The organism is Massilia luteola (assembly GCF_034420155.1).
Classification (GTDB): domain Bacteria; phylum Pseudomonadota; class Gammaproteobacteria; order Burkholderiales; family Burkholderiaceae_D; genus Telluria; species Telluria luteola.
Window position 1 is genome coordinate 16798 of sequence record NZ_JAXOFN010000039.1, and the last position, 24940, is coordinate 41737.

Sequence of the window (24940 nt, forward strand, 5' to 3'; positions counted from 1 at the left end):
ATCAGCGAAAGCGTAGCACGTCGGCCGCTACCGTGGTCCCGGTCAGCGGCAGCAGCAGCGGCGGCAGGCCGGCCGGGCGCGGCGCCTGCGCGAGCGCCCGCACGTGCGCCAGTGCGCGCTCGCTGCCGTAGCCCGGCAAAAAAGGGCCGGTCGGCACGGGCGCCGCATATGGCTGCAGCGCGAGCCAGGCGAGCAGCAGCGCCAGGCCGCAGGCCGCGCAGGCGGCTAGTGATGGTGCGTGACGCATCGTGCGTCTCCCGTCGTTCTTATGGTTTTACGCAAAAAAAAGCCCGCCGGAGGGAGCGGGCCAAGGAGGGGACGACAAACTAGTCGAGCTTCCAGACGAAGGCGAGTTTCGCCCATCCGGATTCCGCCACGCCGTTGTTCGTGGCGGGTTTGAACTTGCACAGGCTGAGCGCATTGATGGCGGCGCGGTCCAGGTCGCGCGAGCCGCTCGACCGGTCGATGCGCGCCGAACTCACGCGGCCGTCCGGGCCCACCAGCAGGGCCAGCGTCGTCGTGCCCGTGTCGCCCCGGCGCGCGGCGGCGGCCGGATAGTCGGGCAGGGCGCAGCCGTTGGCGTCCGCGAAGACGGCCGTGCGCATCTGGCCGGGGTTGGCGCTGGGCGTGGCCGGCGCTTCCGGCATGGGGTCGGACGGCATGGCCGGGAACGGCGACGGATCCGATGCCGTGGTCGCCTGCACCGGGTTCGGCAGCGGCGGCGGCGCGACGTCCACCTCGACCTTCGGCACCACGATATCCGGCGGCGCCAGCTGCTGTGTCGGCTTGGGCGGCTCGGGCGGTGGCGGCGGTGTCGGCCGTTCGGGTTCGATCATGACGAGCACCTGTTCCGGCAGGCTGGACAGGGAAATCTTCTTCGTATTCAGGCTGTGGATGAAGAGCGTGCCGACGACGACGTGCAGGCCCGCGATGAGGGCGAATTTCGCGGCTTTGCCGTCGGGGCGGTTGCCGCTCGAGAGACTCGTGAATTGCATGGCCATCTCCTTGTTGTTGTTGCCGGCATTGCCGGACGTAAATCGGAGTGAAGCGTAAAATCCAACGAACGGAATCAATATATGCTATGTCATAGCAATGCGTAAAGCGATTTCGTAGCAGTTTGTAATTCCACTTGTGCGACGTCCCCGTCCGGTCCTGTCGGAAAATGGTCGCAACCCGCCTCGCGCCCGTTGCTGTTGTGTGGAATAATCGTCTTTGTGCTTTCGCCTGAAAGCAGAGGTAGCCTGGAGAATCAAACGTGCAGAAAGAGCAAAAGCCGATCCGCGTGATGCTGGCGGACGACCACCCGATCGTGATGACCGGGTTCGCGCTGTCGCTGTCGGCGCAGGGAATGGAAGTGGTAGGCCAGGCCAAGAGCCCGAGCGAAGCGGCCGCGATGTATGCGGAATTCCGGCCGGACGTGGCGGTGCTCGACATCCGCTTCGGCACCGAGCTGACGGGGATGGACGCGGCGCAGAACATCCTCAGGAACGACCCCAAGGCAAAGATCGTGTTCCTCAGCCAGTTCGACCAGGACAGCCTGATCAAGGAAACCTACCGCCTGGGCGCGCACGCCTTCGTGACCAAGGATTGCGACCCGGCCGACCTGGCCGACGCCGTGCGCCACGCGCATGCGGGCAAGCTGTACTTCCTGCCGCAGATCGCGGAGCGCCTGGCCAGCCTGGCCGTGCGCGGCGACGTTTCGCCGCAATCGCAGCTGGACGAGCGCAGCCTGGAGATCTTCAAGCTGATGGCCGAAGGTCTCACCAATATGGAGATCGCCGAGCGCCTCAACCTGTCGACCAAGACCATCAGCAACATCAGCCAGTCCGTGAAGGAAAAGCTGGGGGTGCACCGGCAGGCGTACATCACCAAGCTCGCGGTCAAGCACGGCTTGATCGAGCCCTGAACCGTTTCGTCGCCGTGCTGTCGTCCGTGATCCGGTTTGCAAACTTGGGCTTCCGCTTGCGCGGGAGCGACGGGTATCGAGCGTCGTCCCCGCGCAGGCGGGGATCCGGTTGCCGCGCGCGCATCCGGCGCGGCCTGTTTCTGGCCGCCCTGGCGCTGACCGCGACCGCGCACGCCACCACCACGCACGAGATCAGGCCGGAACCCGTGCAGGGCTACCGCTACCAGATCGTCACGACCGACGACAGCGCCATCACGCGCCGCATCGTGGACGACATGGTGCGCCGCCTCGTGCCCGTGTTCGCCGTGTTCCGCACCGAGCTGGCCCAGCACCGGCGCATGCTGTATGTGACCGTCGGCCCGGCCGCGTTGCGCGAGGTCGCGCAGCGCCGCTGCGACTGCGTCGTCATTTCCACGTTCACGTCGAGCCAGGTCGTGCGCTCCATCGTCGGCACCTTGCCGGCGGCGCGCGCCGCCTCGTTCACGGCCGTGTATGCCGAACCGGCGCCGGACGACCAGCTGCGCCTCGTGGCCCTGCTGTACCGGCGTCCCGTGCGCGTGGCCGCCATCCTCGGTCCGGACACCGCGTTCCTCAAGCCGATCCTGGAAAACGAGCACGTGAACGTGCTGCAGGCCGAACCGGACGAGGACATCAACCGCCTGCTGGGCCAGATCGCCCAGACCGACGTGCTGCTGGCGCTGCCCGACAGCGTCGTCTACACCCCGGAAAACTTCCGCAACATCCTGCTCGCGACCTACCGCCACAAGCAGGGCGTGATCGGCTTCTCGGCCGACATGGTGAAGGCCGGCGCGCTGGCGACGACGTATTCCGAGGTCGAGGACATCAATGCGCAGCTGGCCGAGATCGTGGCCGGCTACGTGGCCGGCGGCGAGCTGCCGGCACCCCAGTTCCCGCGCTACTTCCACACCATCGTCAACGAGGGCGTCGCGCACTCGCTCGACGTCGAGGTGCCGGACAACGTGCGCAACTTCGCCCGGCCCATGCCGGCGCACCAGCCATGAAGCGGCCGACCGCCCTGCGCGACGCGTCGCTGCGCGCGGCCGCCCTGCGGTCGTCGACGCTGCGGCCCGCGAAGCTGCGGCCCGGCGCCCTGCAATTCTGGCGCGGCTGGAGCATCGGCCTGCGCATGGCCTTCATCACGATGCTGCCCGTGACCCTGCTGTTCACGTCCTTCGTCTCGTATTCCTGGTACGCGCACCGCGCCCAGGTCGACGAGGAGCTGGCGGAGCGCGGCCGCATCCTCGCTCGCGCGCTCGCGGAGACCAGCGAATACAACGTCATTTCCGGCAACCTGTCGGACCTGCGCCTGACGATCAATGGCCTCGTGCAGTCGGACAGCAGCGTGTACCGTATCGAGGTCGTCGACATGAACGGCCAGACCCCAGTGTCCGTCGCGTCCGAATACCCGATCGTGGCGGAGAGCCGCTCGTTCGAGGCCGCGATCCACAAGCAGGTCGTGTGGTTCAACCTGTTCTCGGACAATGGCACGCCGCACGTCTCCGCCTCCAGCGACACGCGTCCGCCCACGCTGACGACGGAGGTCGTGGGCCTCGTGCGCGTGACGATGTCGCCCACGAACATGCTGGCCAAGCAGCTGCACCGCTTCCGCGTCGAGCTGGCGATGGCCGCGCTGGCGCTGGCCGCGAGCGGCGCGCTCGCGTACATCCTGGCGCGCAGCCTGACGGTGCCGCTGCGCGAGGCGATCTCCGTGCTGCGGCGCATCCGCGGCGGCAACTACCGCGTGCAGCTGCCCGTCACGACGGGCGGCGAGGTGGGCGAGCTGCAGGCGTCGATCGGCGACATGTCGGTGGCGCTGGACCAGTCGAAGCAGGACCTGGAAAACAAGGTGGCCGAGCGCACGCGCGACCTGCTCGCGTCGCGCAACGAGGCGCTGCGCGCCGACGCCGACAAGCGCAAGCTGATCCAGAAGGTCAACAGCATCATCGAGGACGAGCGGAAATCCATCGCGGTCGAGATCCACGATGAACTGAACGCATCGCTGATCGCGGTGCGCCTGGAATCGCAGACGATCCAGCAGCTCGCGGCCAAGGCCACGCCGAGCGAGGAGATCGACCAGGTGCGCGCCAAGGCCCAGGCCATCACCAAGCTCGCGCTGGACCTGTACGCGAACGGCCGCCGCCTGGTGCGCCGCCTGCGTCCAGAAGTGCTGGACATGCTCGGCCTGCACGGCGCCGTCGAGGAGATGGTCAGCCACTACCGCAGCAGCTCCGGCGTGCACTTCGAATTCGAATCGCAGGGCGACTTCTCGAAGATCGGCAACGAGCTGGCGATTTCCGCCTACCGCATCGTGCAGGAAGCGCTGTCGAACATCATGAAGCACTCGGAAGCCGGCTTCGCGCGCGTCAGCCTCACGCTGTCGGACGAGGACGGGGCGCTGCACATCGAAGTGCAGGACGACGGTGAAGGCTTCGATCCGGCCGTGGCGTCGGAAGGCATCGGCATCATCGGCATGCGCGAGCGCGTGTTCGCCCTCGGCGGCAGCATCCACATGCAGTCGCGCCCCGGCGAGGGCACCCTCGTCGCCATCACCCTGCCGCTGAACGACGTGGCGACTGCCTGAAAGCAGTCTTCTGGGGTACAGTAGCGACCTCAGTCTTCCACTCGCTAGCAAACAACCATCATGCTCAACGCATTGCAGACGCCTTTCGAGAAGGGCAACCAGAATCAGACCACGACCTGGTCCGATTGCATCGCCTGGTACGAGAACCTCGCGCACCAATATCCCCAGGTGCTGCGCTTTTCCGTGGTCGGGACCTCCGACGCGGGCGTGCCGATCCACGCCGGCGTCATCTCGGCCGACGGCGTGTTCGACCGCGCGCAGATCAAGGCGGCGCAACGTCCCGTCTTCTTCAACAACAACGGCATCCATCCGGGCGAACCGGAAGGTGTCGATGCGTGCATGGCGCTCGTGCGCGACTTTTGCCAGCAGCCGGACCGCCTGGCCGCGCTGGGTCGCACCGTGTTCCTGTTCGTCCCGCTGTACAACGTGGACGGCGCCTTTAACCGCGCCAATACGTCGCGGGTGAACCAGGACGGCCCGGAAGCGTTCGGCTTTCGCGGCAATAGCCGCCACCTCGACCTGAACCGCGACTTCGTCAAGTGCGACACGCTGACGGCGCAGACATTCAATAAACTGTTCACGGAATGGGACCCGGACGTGATGGTCGACACGCACACGTCCAACGGCGCCGACTACAGCTACACGATGACCCTGATCCCGACCCAGGCCGACAAATTGGGCGGAGATCTCGGCGCCTTCCTGCGCGACACCATGCTCCCCGCGATGTACGCGGACATGGACAAGCGCGGCTGGCCCATGTGCCCGTACGTGAACCCGGTCAAGACGAGCCCCGACGAGGGCATCGCCGACTTCCTCGAGACGGCGCGCTTCTCGACGGGCTACGCGGCGCTGCACGACACGATCGGCTTCATGCCGGAAACGCACATGCTGAAACCGTTCGCCGACCGTTACCACTCGATGCGCGCGCTGGTCGAGACGGCGCTGGACTTCACCGTCGCGAACGGCGACAAGATCGTCGCGCTGCGCCATGCCGCGCGCGCGGCCGGCCGCACGCGCCGCGAATGGCCAGTGCACTGGGCGATGGACGAGGCGCATCCGTCCACCTTCCGCTTCAAGGGTTATGCGGCCAAGTACAAGGCGAGCGTGCTGGGCGACTACCAGCGCCTCTACTACGACCGCAACGAACCGTTCGAGCGCGACATCGCACACTACAACCGCTTCCCGGCCGACGTCGTCGTCCCGGCGCCCAAGGCCTACGTCGTGCCGCAGCAGTGGCGCGAAGCGATCGAGCGCCTGCGCTGGAACGGCGTCAAGCTCGAACGCGTCGATGCGGAGCATACGCAGGAGGTGTCCGCGTACCGCATCGCGGAAGTAGCGTCGCGGGCGCACGCGTACGAGGGACACATGTTCCACGACGACGTGCAGCTGGAGCGCGTGCGCGAGACGGTCGTCATCCGCGCCGGCGACTACATCGTCCCGCTGGCGCAGGACCAGGCCCGCTACGCCGTCGAGACGCTGGAACCGCAGGCCCACGACAGCTTCTTCCGCTGGGGCTTCTTCAACAGCGTGCTGGAAAAGAAGGAAGCGTATTCGGATTACGTGTTCGAGGACGAGGCCGAGCGCATGCTGGCCGCCGAGCCCGAACTCGCGGCGCAGTTCGACGCGTGGAAGGCCGCGCACCCCGACCTGCTGCGGGACCAGGGCGCGGTGCTCGACTTCATTTTCGCCAACTGCGCGCGCTGGCGCGAGCCGGAGTGGCGCCGCTATCCGGTCTTCATGATCGACTGAATCGACTGAACTGCCCACGGGAGGGGAAACATGCATAACAAGATTGCCGCCGCGCTGGCACTGCTGGGTGCCGCATCGATGGCAACGGCCGCGCCATCCGCCGGCCAGACCTATTTCGCGCAAAACTGCGCCAGCTGCCACACGGCCGATGCCGCCATGGGCTCGCGCGCGGGGCCGCCGCTGTTCAACGTCGTCGGCCGCAAGGCCGCGGCGGCGCCGGGCTATAACTATACCGACGCGCTGGCGAAGGCCGGCGCCGCCGGCAAGACGTGGACGCGCGCGGAACTCGACATCTTCCTGCGCGACCCGGGCAAGGACGTGCCGGGTACCGCGATGCCGGTCGCGATCGCCGATGCGAAGCAGCGCGCCGCCGTGATCGACTATCTCGCGGCGCAGAGCGGCAAGACGGCCGCCCCGGCCGCGCCGAAGGCAGCGACCGGCGAACGCGCCGGCGCCTGGACCGACGACAAGCCGGGCGACGTGCACCACATCACGGTCGGCCAGCTGGTCGCGCCGTTCGCCAGCGAGAGCGCGGGGAATGGCCCCAAGCTCGCGAAGCGTCCGGACGGCGCGCTGCCGGCCGTGCCGAAAGGCTTCAAGGTGAGCATGCTGGCGGAAACCGGCAAGGCGCGCTATGCGCTGCGCGCGCCGAACGGCGACATCATCCTGGCCGACTCGGGCAAGGGCGAAGTCCGCATCCTGCGCCTGGGCAGCGATGGCGACAAGGTGGCCTCGAGCAGCGTGTTCGCGACCGGCCTGTCGCGCCCATACGGCCTCGCGTTGTGGCCGGCCGCGAATCCGACCTACCTGTACGTGGCGAACGCGAATTCCGTCGTGCGTTTTCCGTACGCGACGGGCGACCTGAAGGCGAAGGGGAAGGACGAGACGATCGTCGATAAGCTCGTCGACGGCATGGGCAACCACATCACGCGCACGCTGGCGTTTTCGCAGGATGGAAAAACCTTGTTCGTGTCGGTCGGCTCGGCCACCAACGTCGCGCAGGGCATCGGCAGCAAACCGCCGCAGCCGCTGGCGCAATGGGAGTCGGAACACGGCATGGGCGCCGCGTGGGGCGAAGAGACCGACCGCGCCACCGTGCTCGCGTTCGACCCCGACGGCAAGCACCGCCGCAACCATGCCAACGGCCTGCGCAACTGCGTCGGCATGTTCGTGCATCCGGACACGGGCGACCTGTATTGCAGCGTCAACGAGCGCGACGAACTGGGCGACAACCTGCCGCCCGACTACGTCACGCGCGTCAAACGCGGCGGCTTCTACGGCTGGCCGTGGTACTACCTGGGCGCGCACGAAGACCCGCGCCTGAAGGGCATCCGACCGGACCTGAAGGACAAGGTCACGGTGCCCGACACGCTGATCCAGGCGCACTCCGCGCCGCTGGGCATGACGGTGTACCACGCCCCGGCAGGCGCGCGGCACGCGTTCCCGAAAGAGTACGACGGCGACATCTTCCTCGCGCTGCACGGCTCGTGGAACCGCGGCATCCGTACCGGCTACAAGGTCGTGCGCGTGATGATGAAGAACGGCGCGCCGACGGGCCAGTACCAGGATTTCATGACCGGCATGGTGCTGTCCGACCGCGACGTGTGGGGACGTCCGGCCGCGGTGACGGTGGCGGCGGATGGGGCGTTGCTGGTCGTCGATGACGGCGGCGGCGTCATGTGGCGGATCGTACCCGACAAATGATGCCGTGGGGTGGGCACCCTGTGCCCACCCCACGCGCTTTACCTGGTCTCAGCGATCCAGCGATCCACCTTCTTCTCCAGCAGTGCCAGCGGCAGCGTGCCTTCACCCAGCACGATCGCGTGGAATTTCGGCAGGCTGAATTTCGGCCCGAGCGCCTTCTCCGCGCGGGCGCGCAGTTCCTGGATCTTGAGGGCGCCGATCTTGTAGCCCAGCGCCTGGCCCGGCCATGCCATGTAGCGCTCGGTCTCGCTGCGTGCGAGCGATTCCGGATAGCCCAGCGTCTCGCGCATGTACTGGATCGACTGCTCGCGCGTCCAGCCTTTCGCGTGCATGCCGGTGTCGACGACGAGGCGCACGGCGCGCAGCATTTCGTCGTTCAGGTGGCCGAACCAGTCTTCCGGCTTGTCGTACAGGCCCATCTCCGTGCCCAGCGTCTCGGCGTACAGAGCCCAGCCTTCGGTAAACGCGTTGTTGCCGCCGAACTTGCGGAAGTTCGGCAGGTGCAGTTCCTGCATCAGCGCGATGTGGAAGTGGTGGCCCGGCTGGCCCTCGTGCAGGAACAGGGTGACCATGCCGGTGCTGCCGTACTGCGTCGGATCGTTCACGACGGACCAGAACACGCCCGGACGCGAGCCGTCCGCGGCCGGCGGCGTGTAGTGGTCGGAGGCCGTCGCGCGCGACAGTTCCGGTTCCAGGCGCAGGTCGAGCGGCGTCTTCGGACGCAGCGAGAACAGCGCCGGCAGCTTGGTCTGCAGCTGCGCGTTCAGCTTGCGGTAGACGTCGATGATCTCGCCCTCGGTCTTGAACGGCTTGTACTTCGCCTGTTGCGAGACCCACACCGGCAGCCCGGCCGCCGGACCGTTGTAGCCCATCTTCGGACCGATGCGCGCGTATTCGCCCTGGATGCGCGCGACTTCCTTGAGGCCGATCTGGTGGATCTGTTCCGGTTGCAGGTCGGTCGTCGTCTGGCTGGCGACGCGCGCGAGATACCAGTCCATCCCGTGCGGCAGCGCGCTCCAGCCGGTGCTCGTGCGGCAGGCCGGCAGGTAATCGTGCTCGATGAAGTCGGCCAGGCGCTTCAACGCCGGATCGAGCTTGCTATCGATGGTGCTGCGATAGCTCGCGGTCAGCGTCTTCTTGTCGGCATCGGAGAATCCCGCCGGGAAGTGCTTCACCGGCGTGTAATAGATGCTGTCCTCGGCCTTGGTCGCCACCAGTTGCTTGAACTGGGGCAGGGCGGCTGCCATGATCGCCTTCGGCTGCACGACGCCGCGCTTCATCCCTTCGCGCATGTTGGCGATGGCCTGGTCGATCCACGGACCGAGCTGGTTCAGGCGGCTCAGATAGGCCTGGTAATCCTTCACGGTCGCCAGCGACTGCGCCTGCTGGCCGCTGCTGTAGTTCGCGAGCGTGACGGGCAGCGCGTCCATCTGGTTCAGCGGCAGCAGGTGCTCGGGGAACGGCTCGAAGCGCAGCGCGGTCTTCAGTTCGTAGTCGAGGATGTCGTAGCTGGTCTGGTCGCGCTGGGCGAGGCCGTCGCGGCGGATCGTGTGCAGGCGCTTGAGGTAGTCCTTGTACAGCGCGAACTGGTGCGCGCGGTTCTGCGGCGCGATCGACATCCCGATCTGGTCGGCGAAGCGGTTGTCGCCGCTCTCGCCGGCGGAGATGGGATCGAAGCGCGCCTGCGCGTCCCAGTATTCGTCGGCCAGCTTGTTCAGCTTTTTCGATTCGGCGGTGGTGGCGGCGGTTGGGGCGGCGTTCGTGGCGCCGGCGGTGGCCGCGGGCTTGGCGGCGTTGTCGGCGATGGCCGGCGCGCAGGCGATGAGGCAGGCGGCGGCGATGGTGCCCAATTTGAGGATCGGTTTCATATGTGTGTCTGCTTGGTGGAGATGAAAGAAATGCGGGTGGGCACACGGTGCCCGCGCGAACGTTCGCGGATCGCGTACGTCACGCGTGGGCAGGGCCGCCCACCCTACCGGGATTCAATAATTGGCCAGCGGCGCCAGCTGGCCGCCCTTGAAGGTATAGACCGTGACGGCCGTCTTCCTCAGGTTGCCGTTCGCATCGTAGCCATAGGTGCCGGACACGCCCTGGTAAGTCATCGTGTGCAGCTGCTTGCCGACGGCGGCGGCGTCCGTCGTGTTCGCGGCCTGCATGGCGCGGGCGATGAACATCGTCTGGTCGTAGAATGCGGGCGCGTACACGTCCGGGTCGTGCTGGAAGCGCTGCCTGTAGCGGGCTTTGAACGCGGGGCCGCCGGCCTGCTTGTCGAGCATCGCGCCGGCCTGCGCGCACATCACGTTGGCGCCGACGGCGTCACCGCCCAGCTTGGCCATCTCCGGGCTGCACAGCGTGTCGCCGCCCAGCAGGCGCACGTTCGCCATGCCGAGCTGCTTCATCTGGCGCGCCATCGGGGCGGCCTGCGGCGCATAGCCGCCGAAGAAGATGGCGTCGACCTTTTTCGCGCGGAACGCGGTGAGGATGGCGGAAAAGTCGCTCGCCTTGTCGTTGGTGAACTCGCGGCCGGCGACGGCAACGCCGGCGGCGCGCGCCTGCTTCGCGAATTCGTCGGCGATGCCCTGGCCGAACGCGGTGCGGTCGTCGATCACGCCGACCGTCTTGAGTTTCAGTGCCCTGGCGGCGTACGCCGCCATCGACGCGCCCACCTGCGCATCGCTGGCGACGATACGGAATACGTTCGGGTAGCGCGACTGGGTGATCTTGGGGCTCGTGCCCACGGTGGACATCAGGATGCCGGCATCGTTGTAGACGCGCGCGGCGGGAATCGCCACGCCCGAGTTGTACGGGCCGAGCACGAACTTGACGCCGGCGTCGGCGAATTTCTGCGCGACGTTCACGCCCGATTTCGGATCGCCCTGGTCGTCTTCGGACAGCAGTTCGAATTTCAGGGTCCTGGCGCCCACCTTGGGCTTGTGCGCGTTGAGTTCCTCGACCGCGAGGCGCACGCCGTTCTCGTCATCCTTGCCGGCGAAGGCATTGGCGCCCGACAGCGGGCCGCTCACGCCGATGCGCACGACCTGGTCCTGGGCGAGCGCGGAGGTACCGGTCGCCAGCAGGATCGCCGCCAGCGCCACGGTTTTCATCGTTGATGCCATGTGTATGTCTCCGTTGTTGTGCAACGGTCGCCATCATCGCATGATAGTCGTGGCGTGCAAACAGGTCAGGCCGGCAGCCCGTGCGAGATCAGTTCCAGCGGCAGCGCGGTGGTGCACTTGATCTGCTCCATCGAGAACGCGGAGGAGACGCCGGACAGCTGGGCTGTCCTGATCAGTTTTTTGTAGAAGCGGTCGTAGCCGTCGATGTCGGTGGTGACGACCTTGAGCAGGTAATCGACGTCGCCGCTCATGCGGTGGAATTCCAGGACTTCGGGCAGCGCGACGACGGCGGCGGCGAAGCGCTCCAGCCATTTTTCGTCGTGCTCGTTGGTGCGCACGCTGACGAACACGGTGACGGGCAGGCCGACCTTGTTCCGGTTGACGATGCTGACCCGGCTTTCGATGTATCCCTCTTCTTCCAGGCGCTTGACCCGTTTCCAGCACGGGGTGCTGGACAGCCCGACTTTCTCGCTCAAGCCGGAGATCGACAGTGTCGCGTCCGCCTGCAGGGCTGCCAAAATCGCGCAGTCGTATTTGTCGAGTGAATTCATCTTGTCCATGTCGCGGTATCTAGAATGTTCGTTCTTCAGCCCAGGAAAAAGAAAAGATTCTTTAGTACGTCATTTTCGGCACTAAACCGTAACATATTACTCAACAATCGCGCTCATGGCGCATTTATTTTTGGACTTTTAGCAATTATTTCATGGCCCCCGACATCTACCTCGACGCAAACGCCACTTCGCCGGTCCTGCCTTCCGCCATCGCCGCCGCCGTCGACGCGATGCAGGCCTCGTTCGGCAATCCGAGCAGCAGCCACGCCACCGGCCTGCGCGCCAGACGCATCCTCGACACGACCCGCGCCCGCGCGCGCCGCGTGCTCGGCGCCGGGCCGGGACGGGTGCTGTTCACGAGCGGCGCCACGGAAGGCATCCAGACCGCCGTGCTGTCCGCGCTCGTCGCCGTGCGCGAACGCCGCGCGGCCGGAGAGGTCTGCGGCGACCTGCTGGTCTACGGCGCCACCGAGCACAAGGCCGTGCCGGAAAGCCTCGCGCACTGGAACCGCCTGCTCGGCACCGGCCTGACGTTGCAGCCGCTGCCCGTCGACGCCACGGGACGCCACCGCCTCGACGTCCTGCGCGACCTGGCGCCGCGCGCCGCCATGGTCTGCACGATGGCGGCCAACAACGAGACGGGGGCGATCTCCGACCTCGACGGCATCGCGCGCGTGCTGCGCGAGGGCGGATCGAAGGCCTACTGGATGGTCGATTGCGTGCAGGCGCTGGGCAAGCTGCCGCTCGCCCTGGCGGACACGCGCATCGATTACGCGCCGTTCTCCGGCCACAAGCTGCATGCGCCGAAGGGCATCGGCATGCTGTACGTGCGCGACGGGGCGCCCTGCACGCCGCTGATGATCGGCGGCGGCCAGGAAGGCGGACAGCGGTCCGGCACCGAGAACATGGCCGGCATCGCCGCCCTCGGCGCCGTGCTGGCCGCGCTGGAAGAGGGGACGACGTTCCGCGGCCACGCCGAACTGGCGGCCATGCGCGACCGGCTGGCCGCCGCGCTGCGCGACGCCTTTCCCGCCATCGCGTTCAACGCACCGTTCGAACACACCTTGCCGACCACCCTGAATTTCTCCGTGCCCGGCGTGTCCGGCAAGGACCTGCTCGACCTGTTCGACGCGGCCGGCGTGCGCGTCAGCGCGGGTTCGGCCTGTTCCGCCGCCAAATCCACGCCCAGTTATGTGCTGGACGCGATGGGCCTGCCCTTGGCGCGCAGCGGGGCCGCCGTGCGCCTGTCGATCGGGCCGCTCGCGGACGACGCCTTCATCGACGCCGCCTGCGCGCGTATCCGCCGCTGCGGCGCGGCGCTGCGCGCATCGCCACTCGGCGGCGGGCATCCCGGCGTCATGCAGGTCAGCGGCGAAGGGCGGCACGGCTGGATCGTGTTCGATGCCGCAAGCTGCGTCGTGCTCGATCCGCCGCGCGGACAGGCGGACCGCATCGCCGCGCTCGTGCGCGACGCCGGCCTGCGCGTGCGGGAATTCGACGCGGATTGCGCCGCCGTCGCGCTGGACGACGGCAGTCATGCACCCTGCATTGCCATCGGCGGCGCCGTGCTGGCCCGTGTGCCGGACGGCTACCTGCTGGGCGCCGCGGACGCGGGCCGCCTGCCGCGCACGAACGTGCGCCACGTCTTCGGCGCCGTCGACCCCGAGCGCCTGACGCGCATCGCGCCCGCGGGTGCCGTCCAGTGCCACGGCGCCGACGTCGATGGCATGGCCTGCGCCACGCTGGCCGCGCCATGCGGACGCGAACGCGAACGCGAACGCGAACGCGATGCCGGTGCGGCCTGGCAGCTGCATCCGGAAGCGCTGGAAGGGTTCCTGCGCCGCCACGCGGACGCGCTGCTCGTCGATGTGCGCGAAAGCGTCGAGGCGGCGGCCGGCGCGGTGACATTGCACGGCCGCGCGGCGCGCAACGTGCCGTTGTCGCGCCTGGCCGAGCATGTGGCGGCGTGGTTGTCCGAACCGGCGCGTCCCGTCGTATTCGTGTGCCGCAGCGGCAATCGCAGCGCGAAGGCGGCCCAATGCCTGCGCCGGGCCGGGCATGCGCAGGCGTGGACCCTGGTCGGCGGTCTCGCGCTGGCCTGAACATACCGATTGTCAACCTGTGTTCGCTACCGCACAGTTTGCAGGCACATGATCTCTTAGCATGGCAAAAGCCGTGCGCCCTCGAGTCTTTTCGCTCTCACCCGAATGGTCGCGTCCCGCGTCAGCCGGCGGTCGGTTGCGCACGCCACCATGAGGTTCCTGTTGAAAGAAGAAAAAGCGCACGCGCCCGCAGCCCGCGGCCTCGCCAACGACGACGCACCGCTGCGCGCCGAACTGTTTTCCGCCGCCCAGATGGCCGTGCATGGCCGCCGTCTCGCCGCGCGCCATCAACTGGGCAGCCAGCCGGGCAGCGACCGCCTGCTGGCGCGCCTGGCCGATAATGCCGCCGTCATCGCCGACGCGTGCGCCGGCCTCGCCCTCGCCGCCAAGGCCGGCGTGCGCCTGGCGCCGGCGGCCGAATGGCTGCTCGATAACGACTACCTGATCGAGGAGCACGTCCGCCTCGCGCGCAGCCACCTGCCCGGGGATTACTGCCGCGAGCTGCCCTGCCTGCAGGATGCCGATGCGTGCGGCAGCCCGCGCGTGTACCAGCTGGCGCTGGAGCTGATCGCGCATGGCGACGGCCGCCTGGAGCCGGAAAGCCTGGCGCGCTTCGTCGCCGCCTACCAGGAGGGCGCGCCGCTGGCGCTGGGCGAGTTGTGGGCGATCCCGATCATGCTGCGCCTCGCGCTGATCGACAACCTGCGCCGCATCGCCGTACGCCAGGCCGACAGCCGGCGCCAGCGCGAACTGGCCAACCGCTGGGCCGACCGCATGACGGCCAAGGCCGACGAGCGCCCCGGTGACCTCATCCTCGTCGTGGCCGACATGGCGCGCGACGTGCAGCCGATGGGCTCCGGCTTCGTGGCCGAACTCACGCGCCGGCTGCAGGGCCGCAGCGGCCCGCTCACGCAGGCATTGCAATGGATCGCCACGCGCCTCGCCGACGAAGGCCGCACGATCGACCAGGCCGTGCAGGCCGACGTCAAGCAGCAGGCCACCGACCAGGTCTCGGTCTCCAACTCGATCGCCAGCCTGCGCCTGCTCGGCAGCATGGACTGGCGCGAATTCGTCGAGACGATGAGCGCCGTCGAGCAGGCGCTGCGCGGCGACCCGGCCGGCGTCTACGGCAACATGGACTTCGCCACGCGCGACCATTACCGCCACGTGGTCGAACGCCTCGCGCGCGCCAGCGGCCGCAGCGAGGCGGAGGTCGCGGCCGAGGCCCTCGCGCTGGCCGCGGAACCGCGCACGGTCGGCGAGGGCGGCCTGGACGCGCGCCTGCGCCACGTCGGCTACTACCTGGCCGGCAACGGCTTGTCGCGCCTGGAAGCGCGCCTGAACCTGCGTCCGCGCCTCGATGCCGTGCTGCGCCGCGCGGCGCGTGCGCGTCCGCTGCTGGCCTACCTGGGCGCCATCGGGGCGCTCACGGCGCTGTTCGCGGCGGCGGCCGTCGTGCATGCGGCGCAGGACGGCGGCGGCCCCGGCGTGCTCGTCGCCCTCGGGGTGCTGGGTGTGCTCGGCGCGAGCCAGCTGGCGCAGGCCCTCGTCAACCTGATGGCCAGGCGGCTGGTGGCGCCGGCGCCGCTGCCGCGCATGGATTTCAGGTCCGGCATCCCGTCCGATGCGCGCGCCATCGTCGTCGTGCCGGCGTTGCTGTACAGCCGCGACAACGTGGCGGCGCTCGTCGGCGCGCTCGAGGTGCGCTACCTGGCCAACCGCGATCCGCACCTGCGCTTCTGCCTCCTGACCGATCTGGCCGACGCGCCGCGGCAAGAGGTGTACGGCGACGCCGAACTGATCGAACAGGCGCGCGCCGCCGTCGCCGCGCTGAACGCGAAGTACGGCGCGGCCCAGCCGTTCCTGCTGCTGCATCGCCAGCGCGTGTGGAGCGAAGGCGAGGGCGCCTGGATCGGCCGCGAGCGCAAGCGCGGCAAGCTGGAAGACCTGAATGCCTTCCTGTTGCGCGGCGAGCGCGCGCCGTTCGCCGTCATCGAGGGCCCGGTCGACGGCCTGGACGAGATCCGCTACGTGATCACGCTCGACGCCGACACCCGGCTGCCGCGCGACGCCGCGCGCGCCTTCATCGCCGCGATGGCGCACCCGCTCAACCATCCCGTGCTCTCGGCCGATGGGCGGCGCGTGGCGGAAGGCCACGGTCTGCTGCAGCCGCGCGTGACGGCGGCGCTGCCGCTGGAGGATGCGTCGCGCTACGAACGCATGTGCGGCGGCGAGCCGGGCATCGATCCGTACACGCGCGCCAATGCCGACGTCTACCAGGACCTGTTCGGCGAAGGCTCGTTCACGGGCAAGGGGATCTATGACCTGGAAACGTGCGAGCGCGTGTTGCGCGGGCGCTTTCCGGACGACCGCGTGCTGTCGCACGACCTGCTGGAAGGCTGCTATGCGCGTTCCGGCCTGCTCGGCGACGCCGTGCTCGTCGAAGCCGGCCCGGCGCGCTACAGCGACGACGTCAGCCGCCGGCACCGCTGGATCCGGGGCGACTGGCAGCTGGCCGGCTGGCTGCGTGCGCGCGTGCCGCTGGCGGACGGCCGCACGGAACCGAATCCGCTGCCGCCGCTGGCGCGCTGGAAGCTGTTCGACAACCTGCGCCGCAGCCTCGTCGCACCCACGCTGACCGTCGCGCTGCTGCTGTGCTGGACCGTGCTGCCGGCACCCGCGTTCTGGAGCGCGGCCGTGCTGGCCGTGTTCTTTCTGCCGTTCGCGCTGGGTGCGGCGATCGATCTCGCCGACAAGCCGCACGACCTGCCGCTGGGCCAGCACCTGCTGAACTGGGCGCAGTGCGCGCGCATCGGCCTGGGCCACGCGCTGCTCGACACGGCCTTCCTGCCGCACGAAGCCAGCTACAGTGTCGACGCGATCGTGCGCGCCGCCTGGCGCATGCGCGTGTCGAAACGGCGCCGGCTCGAGTGGCGGGCGTCGAGCCTGTCGCGCTCCAGCACCGACATGGAATCGAACTGGCAGAACATGTGGTTCGCGCCCGCGTTCGCGGTCGGTGCCGCCGTCCTGCTCAGCTTTGCGAATCCGTTCGCGCTGTTCGCCGCCGCGCCGCTGTTGTTGTTGTGGTTTCTGTCGCCGGTCGTGGCGTGGTGGGTCAGCCTGCCGGCCGCGCGTCCCGTGCCGCACCTGTCGGGCGACCAGCGCCGCTTCCTGCGCGTGCTTGCGCGCCGCACCTGGGCGTTCTTCGAGGACCACGTCACGGCGCAAGACAACTGGCTCCCGCCGGACAATATGCAGGAACATCCGGCGCCCGTCGTTGCGCACCGCACGTCGCCGACGAATCTGGGGCTGGCGCTGCTGGCCAACCTCACGGCCTGGGACTTCGGCCATGCGGCCACGAACGAACTGCTGGCGCGCACGCGCGCGACCTTGGGCACGATGGCCCGGCTGGAACGCCACCGCGGCCATTTCTACAACTGGTACGACACGCGCACGCTGGCGCCGCTGGCGCCGCAGTACGTGTCGGCCGCCGACAGCGGCAACCTGGCCGGCCATCTGCTCACGCTCGCCGCCGGCCTGGAAGGCCTGGCCGACGAACCCATCGCGTCCAGCCGCGCGCTGGACGGCATCCGCGACACGCTCGACGTCGTCGAGGAACATGCGACACCCGCCATGCCCGCCGTACGCGAGGCGATCGCCGCGCTGCGCCACCAGCTGACGCCCGAGCGCTGCCGCAACGCGGGCACGCTGCCGGGTCTGGCCGAGTGCCTGCAGGCGCTGGCGCGCCAGGCCGAGGCGCTGTGCACCGTCGTGCCGCCCGAGGCCGACCCGCTGCTGCGCGACTGGGCCGGCAAGCTGGCGGCGCAAACGGCAGCCGCCCAGGCCGACCTGCTCCTGATGGCGCCGTGGATGCGCGTCGTGCAGGAATACGTGATCGATTCGAGCCTCACGCGCATCCCGACCTTGCGCGAGCTGGCCGGCTTCGGCATGAAGGCGCCCGGCGACGACCTGGCGCCGGAAGAGCGCGCGCGCCAGCTGCTGCTCGCGCGCCTGGTGGCGGAGGGTTGCGTCGGCGCGCGGGCGCGCCTGCAGGAGATCGCGCAGCTGGCCCGCGACGCGCGGGCGTGCGCCGACATGGATTTCCGCCTCCTGTACAACGACGACACCGGCCTGCTGGCACTCGGCTACCACGTCGCCGAGCGCCGGCTGGACGCGGCCAGCCTCGACCTGCTTGCGTCGGAAGCGCGCCTGGCCAGCTTCGTCGGCATCGCGCAAGGCCAGCTCCCGCAGGAGCACTGGTTCGCGCTGGGTCGCCAGTTGTGCCTCGTGCACGGCCAGCAGCTGCTGCTGTCGTGGAGTGGATCGATGTTCGAATACCTGATGCCGCTGCTGGTGATGCCGGCGTACCGCGATACCTTGCTCGACCAGACCTGTCGCGGCATCGTGCGTGCCCAGGCCGAGTATGGGCGCCGGCGCAACGTCCCGTGGGGCATCTCCGAGTCCGGCTACAACGCGGTGGACGCCGCGCTGAATTACCAGTACCGCGCGTTCGGCGTGCCCGGCACGGGCGCGAAACGCGGTCTCGGCGAAGACCTCGTCGTCGCGCCGTACGCCACGATGATGGCGCTGATGGTCGAGCCACGCGCCTGCGCCAACCTGGAACGCATGGCGAAGCTGGGCTTCACGGGCCGCTACGGCTTCTACGAGGCCGTCGACTACACGCCGGCGCGCCTGCCGCACGGCCAGGCCTGCGCCATCGTGCGTTCGTTCATGGCGCACCACCAGGGCATGGGATACCTCGCGCTGTCGTACCTGCTGCACGACCGGCCCATGCAGCGCCGCTTCGAAAGCGATCCGCAATTCCAGGCCACGCTGCTGCTGTTGCAGGAACGCGTGCCGGCCGCGGGCGCGCATGCGTCCGCGCGCGCCGAGGCCGAGGAACTGCGCCTGCCGACGCCGGACGCCGGCACCACGGCGCGCACCGTGGCGCGGCCGGATGCGGCGCCCCAGGAACTGCAGCTGCTGTCCAATGGCCGCTACCACGTGATGGTGACGGCCGGCGGCGGCGGCTACAGCGTCTGGCGCGACCTGGCCGTCACGCGCTGGCGCGAAGACCCGACCGTCGACGACCGTGGTCACTTCTGCTACGTGCGCGACCTGGACGACGGCACCGTGTGGTCGAACACGTGGCAGCCCACCCTGGCGCGGCCCGAGCACTACGAGGCCGTGTTCTCCGAAGCCCGCGCCGAGTTTCGCCGGCGCGACCACGGCATCGAGCTGCACACGGAGATCGTCGTCTCGCCCGAGGACGACATCGAACTGCGCCGCCTGCGCGTCGCCAACAAGACCGGGACGACCCGCACGATCGAGCTGACGAGTTATGCGGAGGTGGTGCTGGCGCCAGCCGCCGCCGATGCCGCGCATCCGGCGTTTTCCAAACTGTCCGTGCAGACGGAGATCCTGGCCGAGCGCGGCGCGATCCTGTGCGCGCGCCGCCCGCGCCACAAGGACGACGCCGTGCCGTGGCTGCTGAACCTGATGACGGTGCACGGCGAGAACGTGGACGCGTCGCTGCCGGAATTCGAAACCAGCCGCGCGGCGTTCATCGGCCGCGGCCGGAGCACCGCGCGTCCGGCCGCGCTGGAAGGACGCGCGCCGCTCGGCGGGTCGGCCGGCGCCGTGCTCGATCCGGCGGCGGCGATTCGCCGCGTCGTGCGCCTTGCCCCGCACCAGGAAGTGAGCGTCGATATCGTGCTGGGCGCGGCCGACACGCGCGCACAGGCGCTGCGCCTGATCGACAAATACCAGGTCCGCCACCTGGCCAACCGCGTGTCCGAACTGGCGTGGACGCACGGCCAGGTCGTGCTGCGCCAGCTGAACGCGAGCGAGGCGGACGCCCAGCTGTACGCGCGCCTGGCCGGCAGCGTGCTCCACCCGCAGGCCGCGTTGCGCGCCGACCCGGCCGTCATCGCGCGCAACCAGCGCGGCCGGTCGGGCTTGTGGCCCTACGCGATCTCGGGCGACTACCCGATCGTGCTGCTGCACATGCGCGCCGCCGCCAACATCGAACTGGCGCGCCAGCTGATCCAGGCGCACGCGTGGTGGCGACTGAAAGGGCTCGTCGTCGACCTCGTGATCTGGTGCGAGGACGGCGGGTCGAAGACGGACGGCGCGCGCCAGGCACTGCACGACCAGATCATGATCCTGATCGCGTCCGGCCTCGACGCGCAGTCGATCGACCGGCCGGGCGGCGTGTTCGTGCGCCTGCCCGACCAGATCCCGAACGAGGATCGCGTGCTGATGCAGGCCGTGGCGCGCGTGATCCTGTCCGACGAACATGGCGGCCTGGCCGAACAGCTGCGCCGCGCGGCCGCGCGCAAGGTCGAGCTGCCGCCGGCGTTCGTGCCGACGTTGCCCGCGCGGCAGCACGCGCCGGCAAAGCCGGTGGTCCCCGCGCTGGTGCTGGACAACGGCATCGGCGGTTTCAGCGAGGACGGGCGCGAATACATCATCCGCACGGGGCCGGGCCGGCCCACGCCGGCGCCCTGGGCCAACGTGCTGGCCAGTCCCATGTTCGGCAGCGTCGTGTCGGAAAACGGCCAGGCCTACAGCTGGAACCAGAACGCCCATGAATTCCGCTTGACGCCGTGGGACAACGATCCGGTGGCCGACCGCGGCGGCGAAGTGTTTTATGTGCGCGACGAACAGACCGGCGTGTTCTGGTCGCCGACCGCGCTGCCGGCGCCGTCCGGCGGCGACTACGTCACGCGCCACGGCTTCGGCTACAGCGTGTTCGAGCACGCGGCGCACGGCATCCACAGCGAGCTGCTGACGTATGTGGCGCTGGATGCGCCGCTCAAGCATGTCGTCGTCAAGCTGCGCAACGACGATGCCGTCCCGCGCCGGCTGTCCGTGACCGGTTACGTCGAATGGGTGCTGGGCGACCTGCGCGCAAGATCGGCGCTGCACGTGGTGACGGAGCAGGACCCCGTCAGCGGCGCGCTGTTCGCCCGCAATGCCTACAACGCCGACTTCTCGGGCCGCGTCGCCTTCTTCCACCTCGATGCCGAGCACGTGGCCTTCACGTGCGACCGCGCCGAATTCATCGGCCGCGACCGCAGCCTGGCCGATCCGGCCGCGCTCGGGCGCTCGACCCTGTCCGGCCGCGCGGGTGCCGCGCTCGATCCTTGCGCGGCGCTGCAGACCGTCGTCGAGCTGCAGCCGGGCGAGGAGCAGGAACTGGTGTTCATGCTCGGCGTCGGCGGCCGCCGCAACCTGGACGCATCCGGCATGGTCCAGCGCCACAGCGGCGCCGCCACGGCCGCCGCCGACCTGGCGCGCGTGCGCGACTTCTGGGACGATACGCTGGGTGCCGTGCGCATCGAGACGCCGGAGCCGGAATTCGATGCGCTCGCCAACGGCTGGCTGATGTACCAGACGATCGCCTGCCGCATGTGGGCGCGCAGCGGCTATTACCAGTCGGGCGGCGCCTACGGCTTCCGCGACCAGCTGCAGGATGCGATGGCCACCGTGCACGCGCGGCCCGAACTGCTGCGCGACCACATCCTGCTGTTCGCCGGCCACCAGTTCGTCGAAGGCGATGTGCAGCACTGGTGGCATCCGCCGACCGGGCGCGGCGTCCGCACGCGCTGCTCGGACGACTATCTGTGGCTGCCGCTGGCCGTGCATCGCTACGTCGGCGTCACCGGCGACCACTCCCTGCTGGACGAGATCGCGCCGTTCATCGAAGGCCGCGCGCTCAAGCAGGACGAGGCATCGTGGTTCGACGTCCCCGGCCAGTCGCGCGAACAGGCCAGCATCTACGAACATTGCGTGCGCGCGCTGCGCCGCGCCCTCGCGTTCGGCCCGCACGGCCTGCCGCTGATCGGCACGAGCGACTGGAACGACGGCATGGACCGCGTCGGCGACGGCGGCCGCGGCGAGAGCGTCTGGCTCGGCTTCTTCCTGTACGACGTGCTGTGCCGCTTTGCCGACCTGGCCGACCGCCGCGGCGACTACGGCTTCTGCACCACCTGCCGCAGCGCGGCCCAGGTCCTCGCGCACAATATCGAGGACAACGCGTGGGACGGCGAATGGTACCGGCGCGCCTATTTCGACGACGGCACGCCGCTCGGCTCGCGCGACAACGACGAATGCCGCATCGATTCGACCGCGCAGAGCTGGGCCGTGCTGTCCGGCGCGGCCGACCGCGGACGGGCGCGCATCGCGATGGACGCCGTCGACGCGCATCTCGTGCGGCGCGACGCGGCCCTGGTCCAGCTGCTCGATCCGCCGTTCGACGAGGGCCGGCAGGACCCGGGCGATATCCGCGGCTACGTGCCGGGCGTGCGCGAGAACGGCGGCCAGCACACGCAGGCCGCGATCTGGACGGCGATGGCGTTCGCGCAGCTGGGCGACACGGAACGGGCCTGGGAACTGGCACGCATGATCAACCCGCTCAATCACACGCGCACGGGCGCGGCCTGCGACGTCTATCAAGCCGAACCGTATGTGATGACGGCCGACGTGTATGCGGCCGCGCCGCACGTGGGACGGGGCGGCTGGAGCTGGTACACGGGGTCGGCCGGCTGGATGTACCGCCTGATCGTCGAATCCCTGCTCGGCGTGACGCGCGCGGGCGACACGCTGACGCTCGTGCCGCGCCTGCCCGCCGGCTGGAACGGATTCCGCCTGCACTACCGCTACCGCGGCAGCCACTACACGATCGCCGTGCGCCGGGCCGACGCGCCGCTGCTCCGCGTGGACGGCGTGGCGCAGCCGGGCAGCACGATCGCGCTGGTGGACGACGGCCGGACCCACGAGGTGGAGCTGCACGTGACCGGCCGCCACGACGCGGCCGCCAGCGCGCCGCATGCGGGCAGGACGGCGTTCGAACAGATGCGGCCTTAAAATTTGTCAATAAATTAATATCGATATGATAATTTTATGAGCCATGGATCAAGGTGGACATGCGTGCAATTGCAAAAATTGCATCATGAAAACCCCGATCCCCGCTCTTTCCCTGGTGCTGGTCGCGGCCGGCGTGTTCAACCCCGCGGCCGCCGTCACGCACGAGCACAGCGAATTCGATGCGACCTTGCTCGCGCCGTACCACGGTGACGCCGGCGCGCGTCCGGATGCGCGTACGTTCGCGCTGTCGTTCGACTATCCCGGCCTGCGCGGACGCGTTCCGGTGACGTGGCGCCTGGACCTCGTCGCGCCGTCCGGCCGCCGCGTCGCGCAGTGGCGCGGGCACCTGGCGCTGGGCGGCAAGCCGCTCGATGTGGCCGTGCGCTGGACCGGCAGCCTGGCCGGCCGCCGGCCCGCGCCCGGCATCTATCACGTGCGCCTGCATGCCGCCGCCGGCGGCGCGACGGCCGACCAGTCGTGGGACATCGCCGTGGGCGCGCCGCCGGCACCGGCGCTGCCGGCCTTCGGTCCGCTGGCGACGGGGCACGCGCACATGATGGCCGCGCCGGCGCCGGGCGCGCTGCCGTACACGGTCTACTACGGCAACCTGCACAGCCAGACGCGCGACAGCGACGGCGGCGGTCCCGTCGCCACCTGCCACGGCGCGCAAGATCCGCAGACGGCGCCCTACGGCCCCGACGCCGCCTACCCGTACGCGCGCAACCACGGCCTGGACATCCTGATGGTCTCGGAGCACAACCACATGTACGACGGCTCGGACGGCACGAACCCGGACGCCGATCCCGTGAAAGCCAAGGCCATGTACCAGGCCGGCCTGAAGACGGCACGCGACTATACCGCTGCGAATCCGGGCTTCCTGGCCTTGTACGGCATGGAGTGGGGCGTGATCGGCAACGGGGGCCACCTGAACATCTTCGACAGCGACGAGCTGCTCGGCTGGGAAAAGAACGCGAAGGGCGAGCTGATTGCGGACACGGAAACGCCCAAGAGCGACTACGCCGCGCTGTATGCCCTGATGCGCCGGCGCGGCCTGACCGGCCAGTTCAATCATCCGGCGCCGACGGGCCAGTTCGTCGTCAACGGCACGCCGCTCGCGTACACGGCGGACGGCGATGCCGTCATGGCCTTGTGCGAAGTGGTCAACAGTTCCGCGTTTTCCAGCAGCGAGAACGAAGGAGAAACCCGGCGCAGCAATTTCGAACAGGCCTGCAACAAGCTGCTGGAAGCGGGCTACCACGTCGCGTTCAGCAGCAACCAGGACAACCACTGCGCCAACTGGGGCGCGTCGTACAGCAACCGCAGCGCCGTCCTGATCCCGAACGGCGTGCCTCTCACGCGCGCCAGCTTCCTCGCGGCCGTGCGCGCGCGCCGCGTGTTCGCCACGATGGACAAGGATGCGCAGGTGGTCTTCACCGCGAACGGGCACCTGATGGGCGAGCGCTTCGACAACACGGGATCGCTGCGCCTGCAGGTGGCGTACGCCGGCGCGGCCGGCCGGCGGGCCGCGACCGTGGCGATCGTGGAAGGCGTCCCGGGTCGCAACGGCGCCGTGAGCCAGCTGTCCGACAAGGCCGACGTCACGACCGTGCCGGCGCCCGGCGCGCATTTTTATTATGCGAAGGTCACGCAGGACGACGGCCGCGTGTTGTGGTCGGCGCCCGTGTGGATCACGCAGGCGGCGCAGCCCTAGAACCCGAGGTTGCGTCCCGCGCCGAGCAAGGTCGCGATGCCGAGTACCGCGAAGATGAGCGCGGCCAGGCCGTGCACGAGTTTCAGCGACCCCGGGTTGGCGTTGAGGCGGGCGGCGATGCGGTCGCCGAAGTACACGGCCGGCACGTTCGCGATCATCATGCCGAGCGTCGTGCCGGCGACCACGGACACGGCGGCGCTGTAGCGCGCCGCCAGCGCGACGGTCGCGATCTGCGTCTTGTCGCCCATCTCGGCGACGAAGAACGCGATCGCGGTGGCGAGGAAGACGCCGAAGCGCGCCGGCGGGGTCTCGTCGTCGTCGACTTCGTCCGGCACCATGATCCAGGCGGCCATGCCGAGGAAGGCGATGCCCAGCACCCAGCGCATGACGTCGGGGCCCAGCAGCCTGCCGACGAGGGCGCCGACGGCGGCCGCGAAGGCGTGGTTGGCGATCGTCGCGACGAGGATGCCGCAGACGATAGGCAAAGGACGGCGGAAGCGCGCGGCGAGCAAAAAGGCCAGCAACTGCGTCTTGTCGCCGATTTCGGCGAGGGCGACGATGCCGGTGGATACGAGGAAGGCGTCCATCTGGGAGCCGCGGCGAAGCGCGGAAGGTCGAGCGGTGAAAG

14 protein-coding genes are annotated in these 24940 nt (G+C 69.1%); 8 read left to right on the top strand and 6 right to left on the bottom strand.

Annotated elements, in window-relative coordinates; translation table 11 throughout:
* Position 1: 1 nt before the first annotated feature.
* Together U9J41_RS25805 and U9J41_RS25810 are read right to left on the bottom strand one after the other, a co-directional pair.
* Entirely contained in the window at positions 2-247 is a 246-nt protein-coding gene (locus U9J41_RS25805) for a hypothetical protein (protein WP_322405032.1), read from the bottom strand.
* 79 nt (positions 248-326) lie between these two features.
* The gene (locus tag U9J41_RS25810) at positions 327-995 is read right to left on the bottom strand and encodes an energy transducer TonB (RefSeq protein ID WP_322405033.1); all 669 of its coding nucleotides are present in this window, start codon (positions 993-995) and stop codon (positions 327-329) included.
* 260 nt (positions 996-1255) lie between these two features.
* On the opposite strand from U9J41_RS25810, the gene U9J41_RS25815 reads away from it, so the two are divergent.
* From U9J41_RS25815 to U9J41_RS25835, 5 genes are read left to right on the top strand one after another with little or no spacing between them, the layout of a single operon-like run.
* Positions 1256-1906, top strand: coding sequence for a response regulator (locus U9J41_RS25815; RefSeq protein WP_229412640.1), 651 nt, complete (start codon positions 1256-1258; stop codon positions 1904-1906).
* A gap of 44 nt (positions 1907-1950) precedes the next feature.
* Positions 1951-2928, top strand: a complete 978-nt coding sequence (locus U9J41_RS25820; protein WP_322405034.1) for a hypothetical protein — start codon at positions 1951-1953, stop codon at positions 2926-2928.
* Positions 2925-4508 carry a sensor histidine kinase gene (locus U9J41_RS25825; RefSeq protein WP_322405035.1) on the top strand — a complete coding sequence of 528 codons (1584 nt, stop codon included), beginning with the start codon at positions 2925-2927 and terminating at the stop codon, positions 4506-4508. Before U9J41_RS25820 ends, U9J41_RS25825 begins: the two co-directional genes overlap by 4 nt.
* A 60-nt stretch (positions 4509-4568) precedes the next feature.
* The gene (locus tag U9J41_RS25830) at positions 4569-6257 is read left to right on the top strand and encodes a M14 family zinc carboxypeptidase (RefSeq protein ID WP_322405036.1); all 1689 of its coding nucleotides are present in this window, start codon (positions 4569-4571) and stop codon (positions 6255-6257) included.
* 30 nt (positions 6258-6287) lie between these two features.
* Positions 6288-7961: a PQQ-dependent sugar dehydrogenase gene (locus U9J41_RS25835; RefSeq protein ID WP_322405037.1), complete on the top strand. Its 1674-nt coding sequence runs from the start codon at positions 6288-6290 to the stop codon at positions 7959-7961.
* A 38-nt stretch (positions 7962-7999) separates the two neighbouring features.
* On the opposite strand, the gene U9J41_RS25840 is transcribed toward U9J41_RS25835, so the two are convergent.
* From U9J41_RS25840 to U9J41_RS25850, 3 genes are all read right to left on the bottom strand, one after another.
* Positions 8000-9829, bottom strand: a complete 1830-nt coding sequence (locus U9J41_RS25840) for a DUF885 domain-containing protein (protein WP_322405038.1) — start codon at positions 9827-9829, stop codon at positions 8000-8002.
* Positions 9830-9943: 114 nt separating this feature from the next.
* Entirely contained in the window at positions 9944-11077 is a 1134-nt protein-coding gene (locus tag U9J41_RS25845; RefSeq protein WP_322405039.1) for a branched-chain amino acid ABC transporter substrate-binding protein, read from the bottom strand.
* A gap of 65 nt (positions 11078-11142) precedes the next feature.
* Positions 11143-11628, bottom strand: a complete 486-nt coding sequence (locus U9J41_RS25850; protein WP_322405040.1) for an Lrp/AsnC family transcriptional regulator — start codon at positions 11626-11628, stop codon at positions 11143-11145.
* Positions 11629-11780: 152 nt separating this feature from the next.
* Between U9J41_RS25850 and U9J41_RS25855 the strand changes: the two genes are divergently transcribed.
* From U9J41_RS25855 to U9J41_RS25865, 3 genes are all read left to right on the top strand, one after another.
* Positions 11781-13730 carry an aminotransferase class V-fold PLP-dependent enzyme gene (locus tag U9J41_RS25855; protein WP_322405041.1) on the top strand — a complete coding sequence of 650 codons (1950 nt, stop codon included), beginning with the start codon at positions 11781-11783 and terminating at the stop codon, positions 13728-13730.
* Between the two features lie 162 nt (positions 13731-13892).
* On the top strand, positions 13893-22601 hold the full coding sequence (locus U9J41_RS25860; protein ID WP_322405042.1) for a GH36-type glycosyl hydrolase domain-containing protein: 8709 nt from the start codon (positions 13893-13895) through the stop codon (positions 22599-22601).
* Between the two features lie 85 nt (positions 22602-22686).
* A complete protein-coding gene (locus tag U9J41_RS25865) occupies positions 22687-24312 on the top strand; it encodes a CehA/McbA family metallohydrolase (RefSeq protein ID WP_322405043.1) in 1626 nt (541 codons plus the stop codon).
* Here the strand turns inward: U9J41_RS25865 and U9J41_RS25870 are convergent.
* Positions 24309-24899 (bottom strand): TMEM165/GDT1 family protein, encoded by a 591-nt coding sequence (locus U9J41_RS25870; protein ID WP_322405044.1) that lies wholly within the window; start codon positions 24897-24899, stop codon positions 24309-24311. The two genes, U9J41_RS25865 and U9J41_RS25870, sit on opposite strands and share 4 nt — an antisense overlap.
* Positions 24900-24940: the final 41 nt, after the last annotated feature.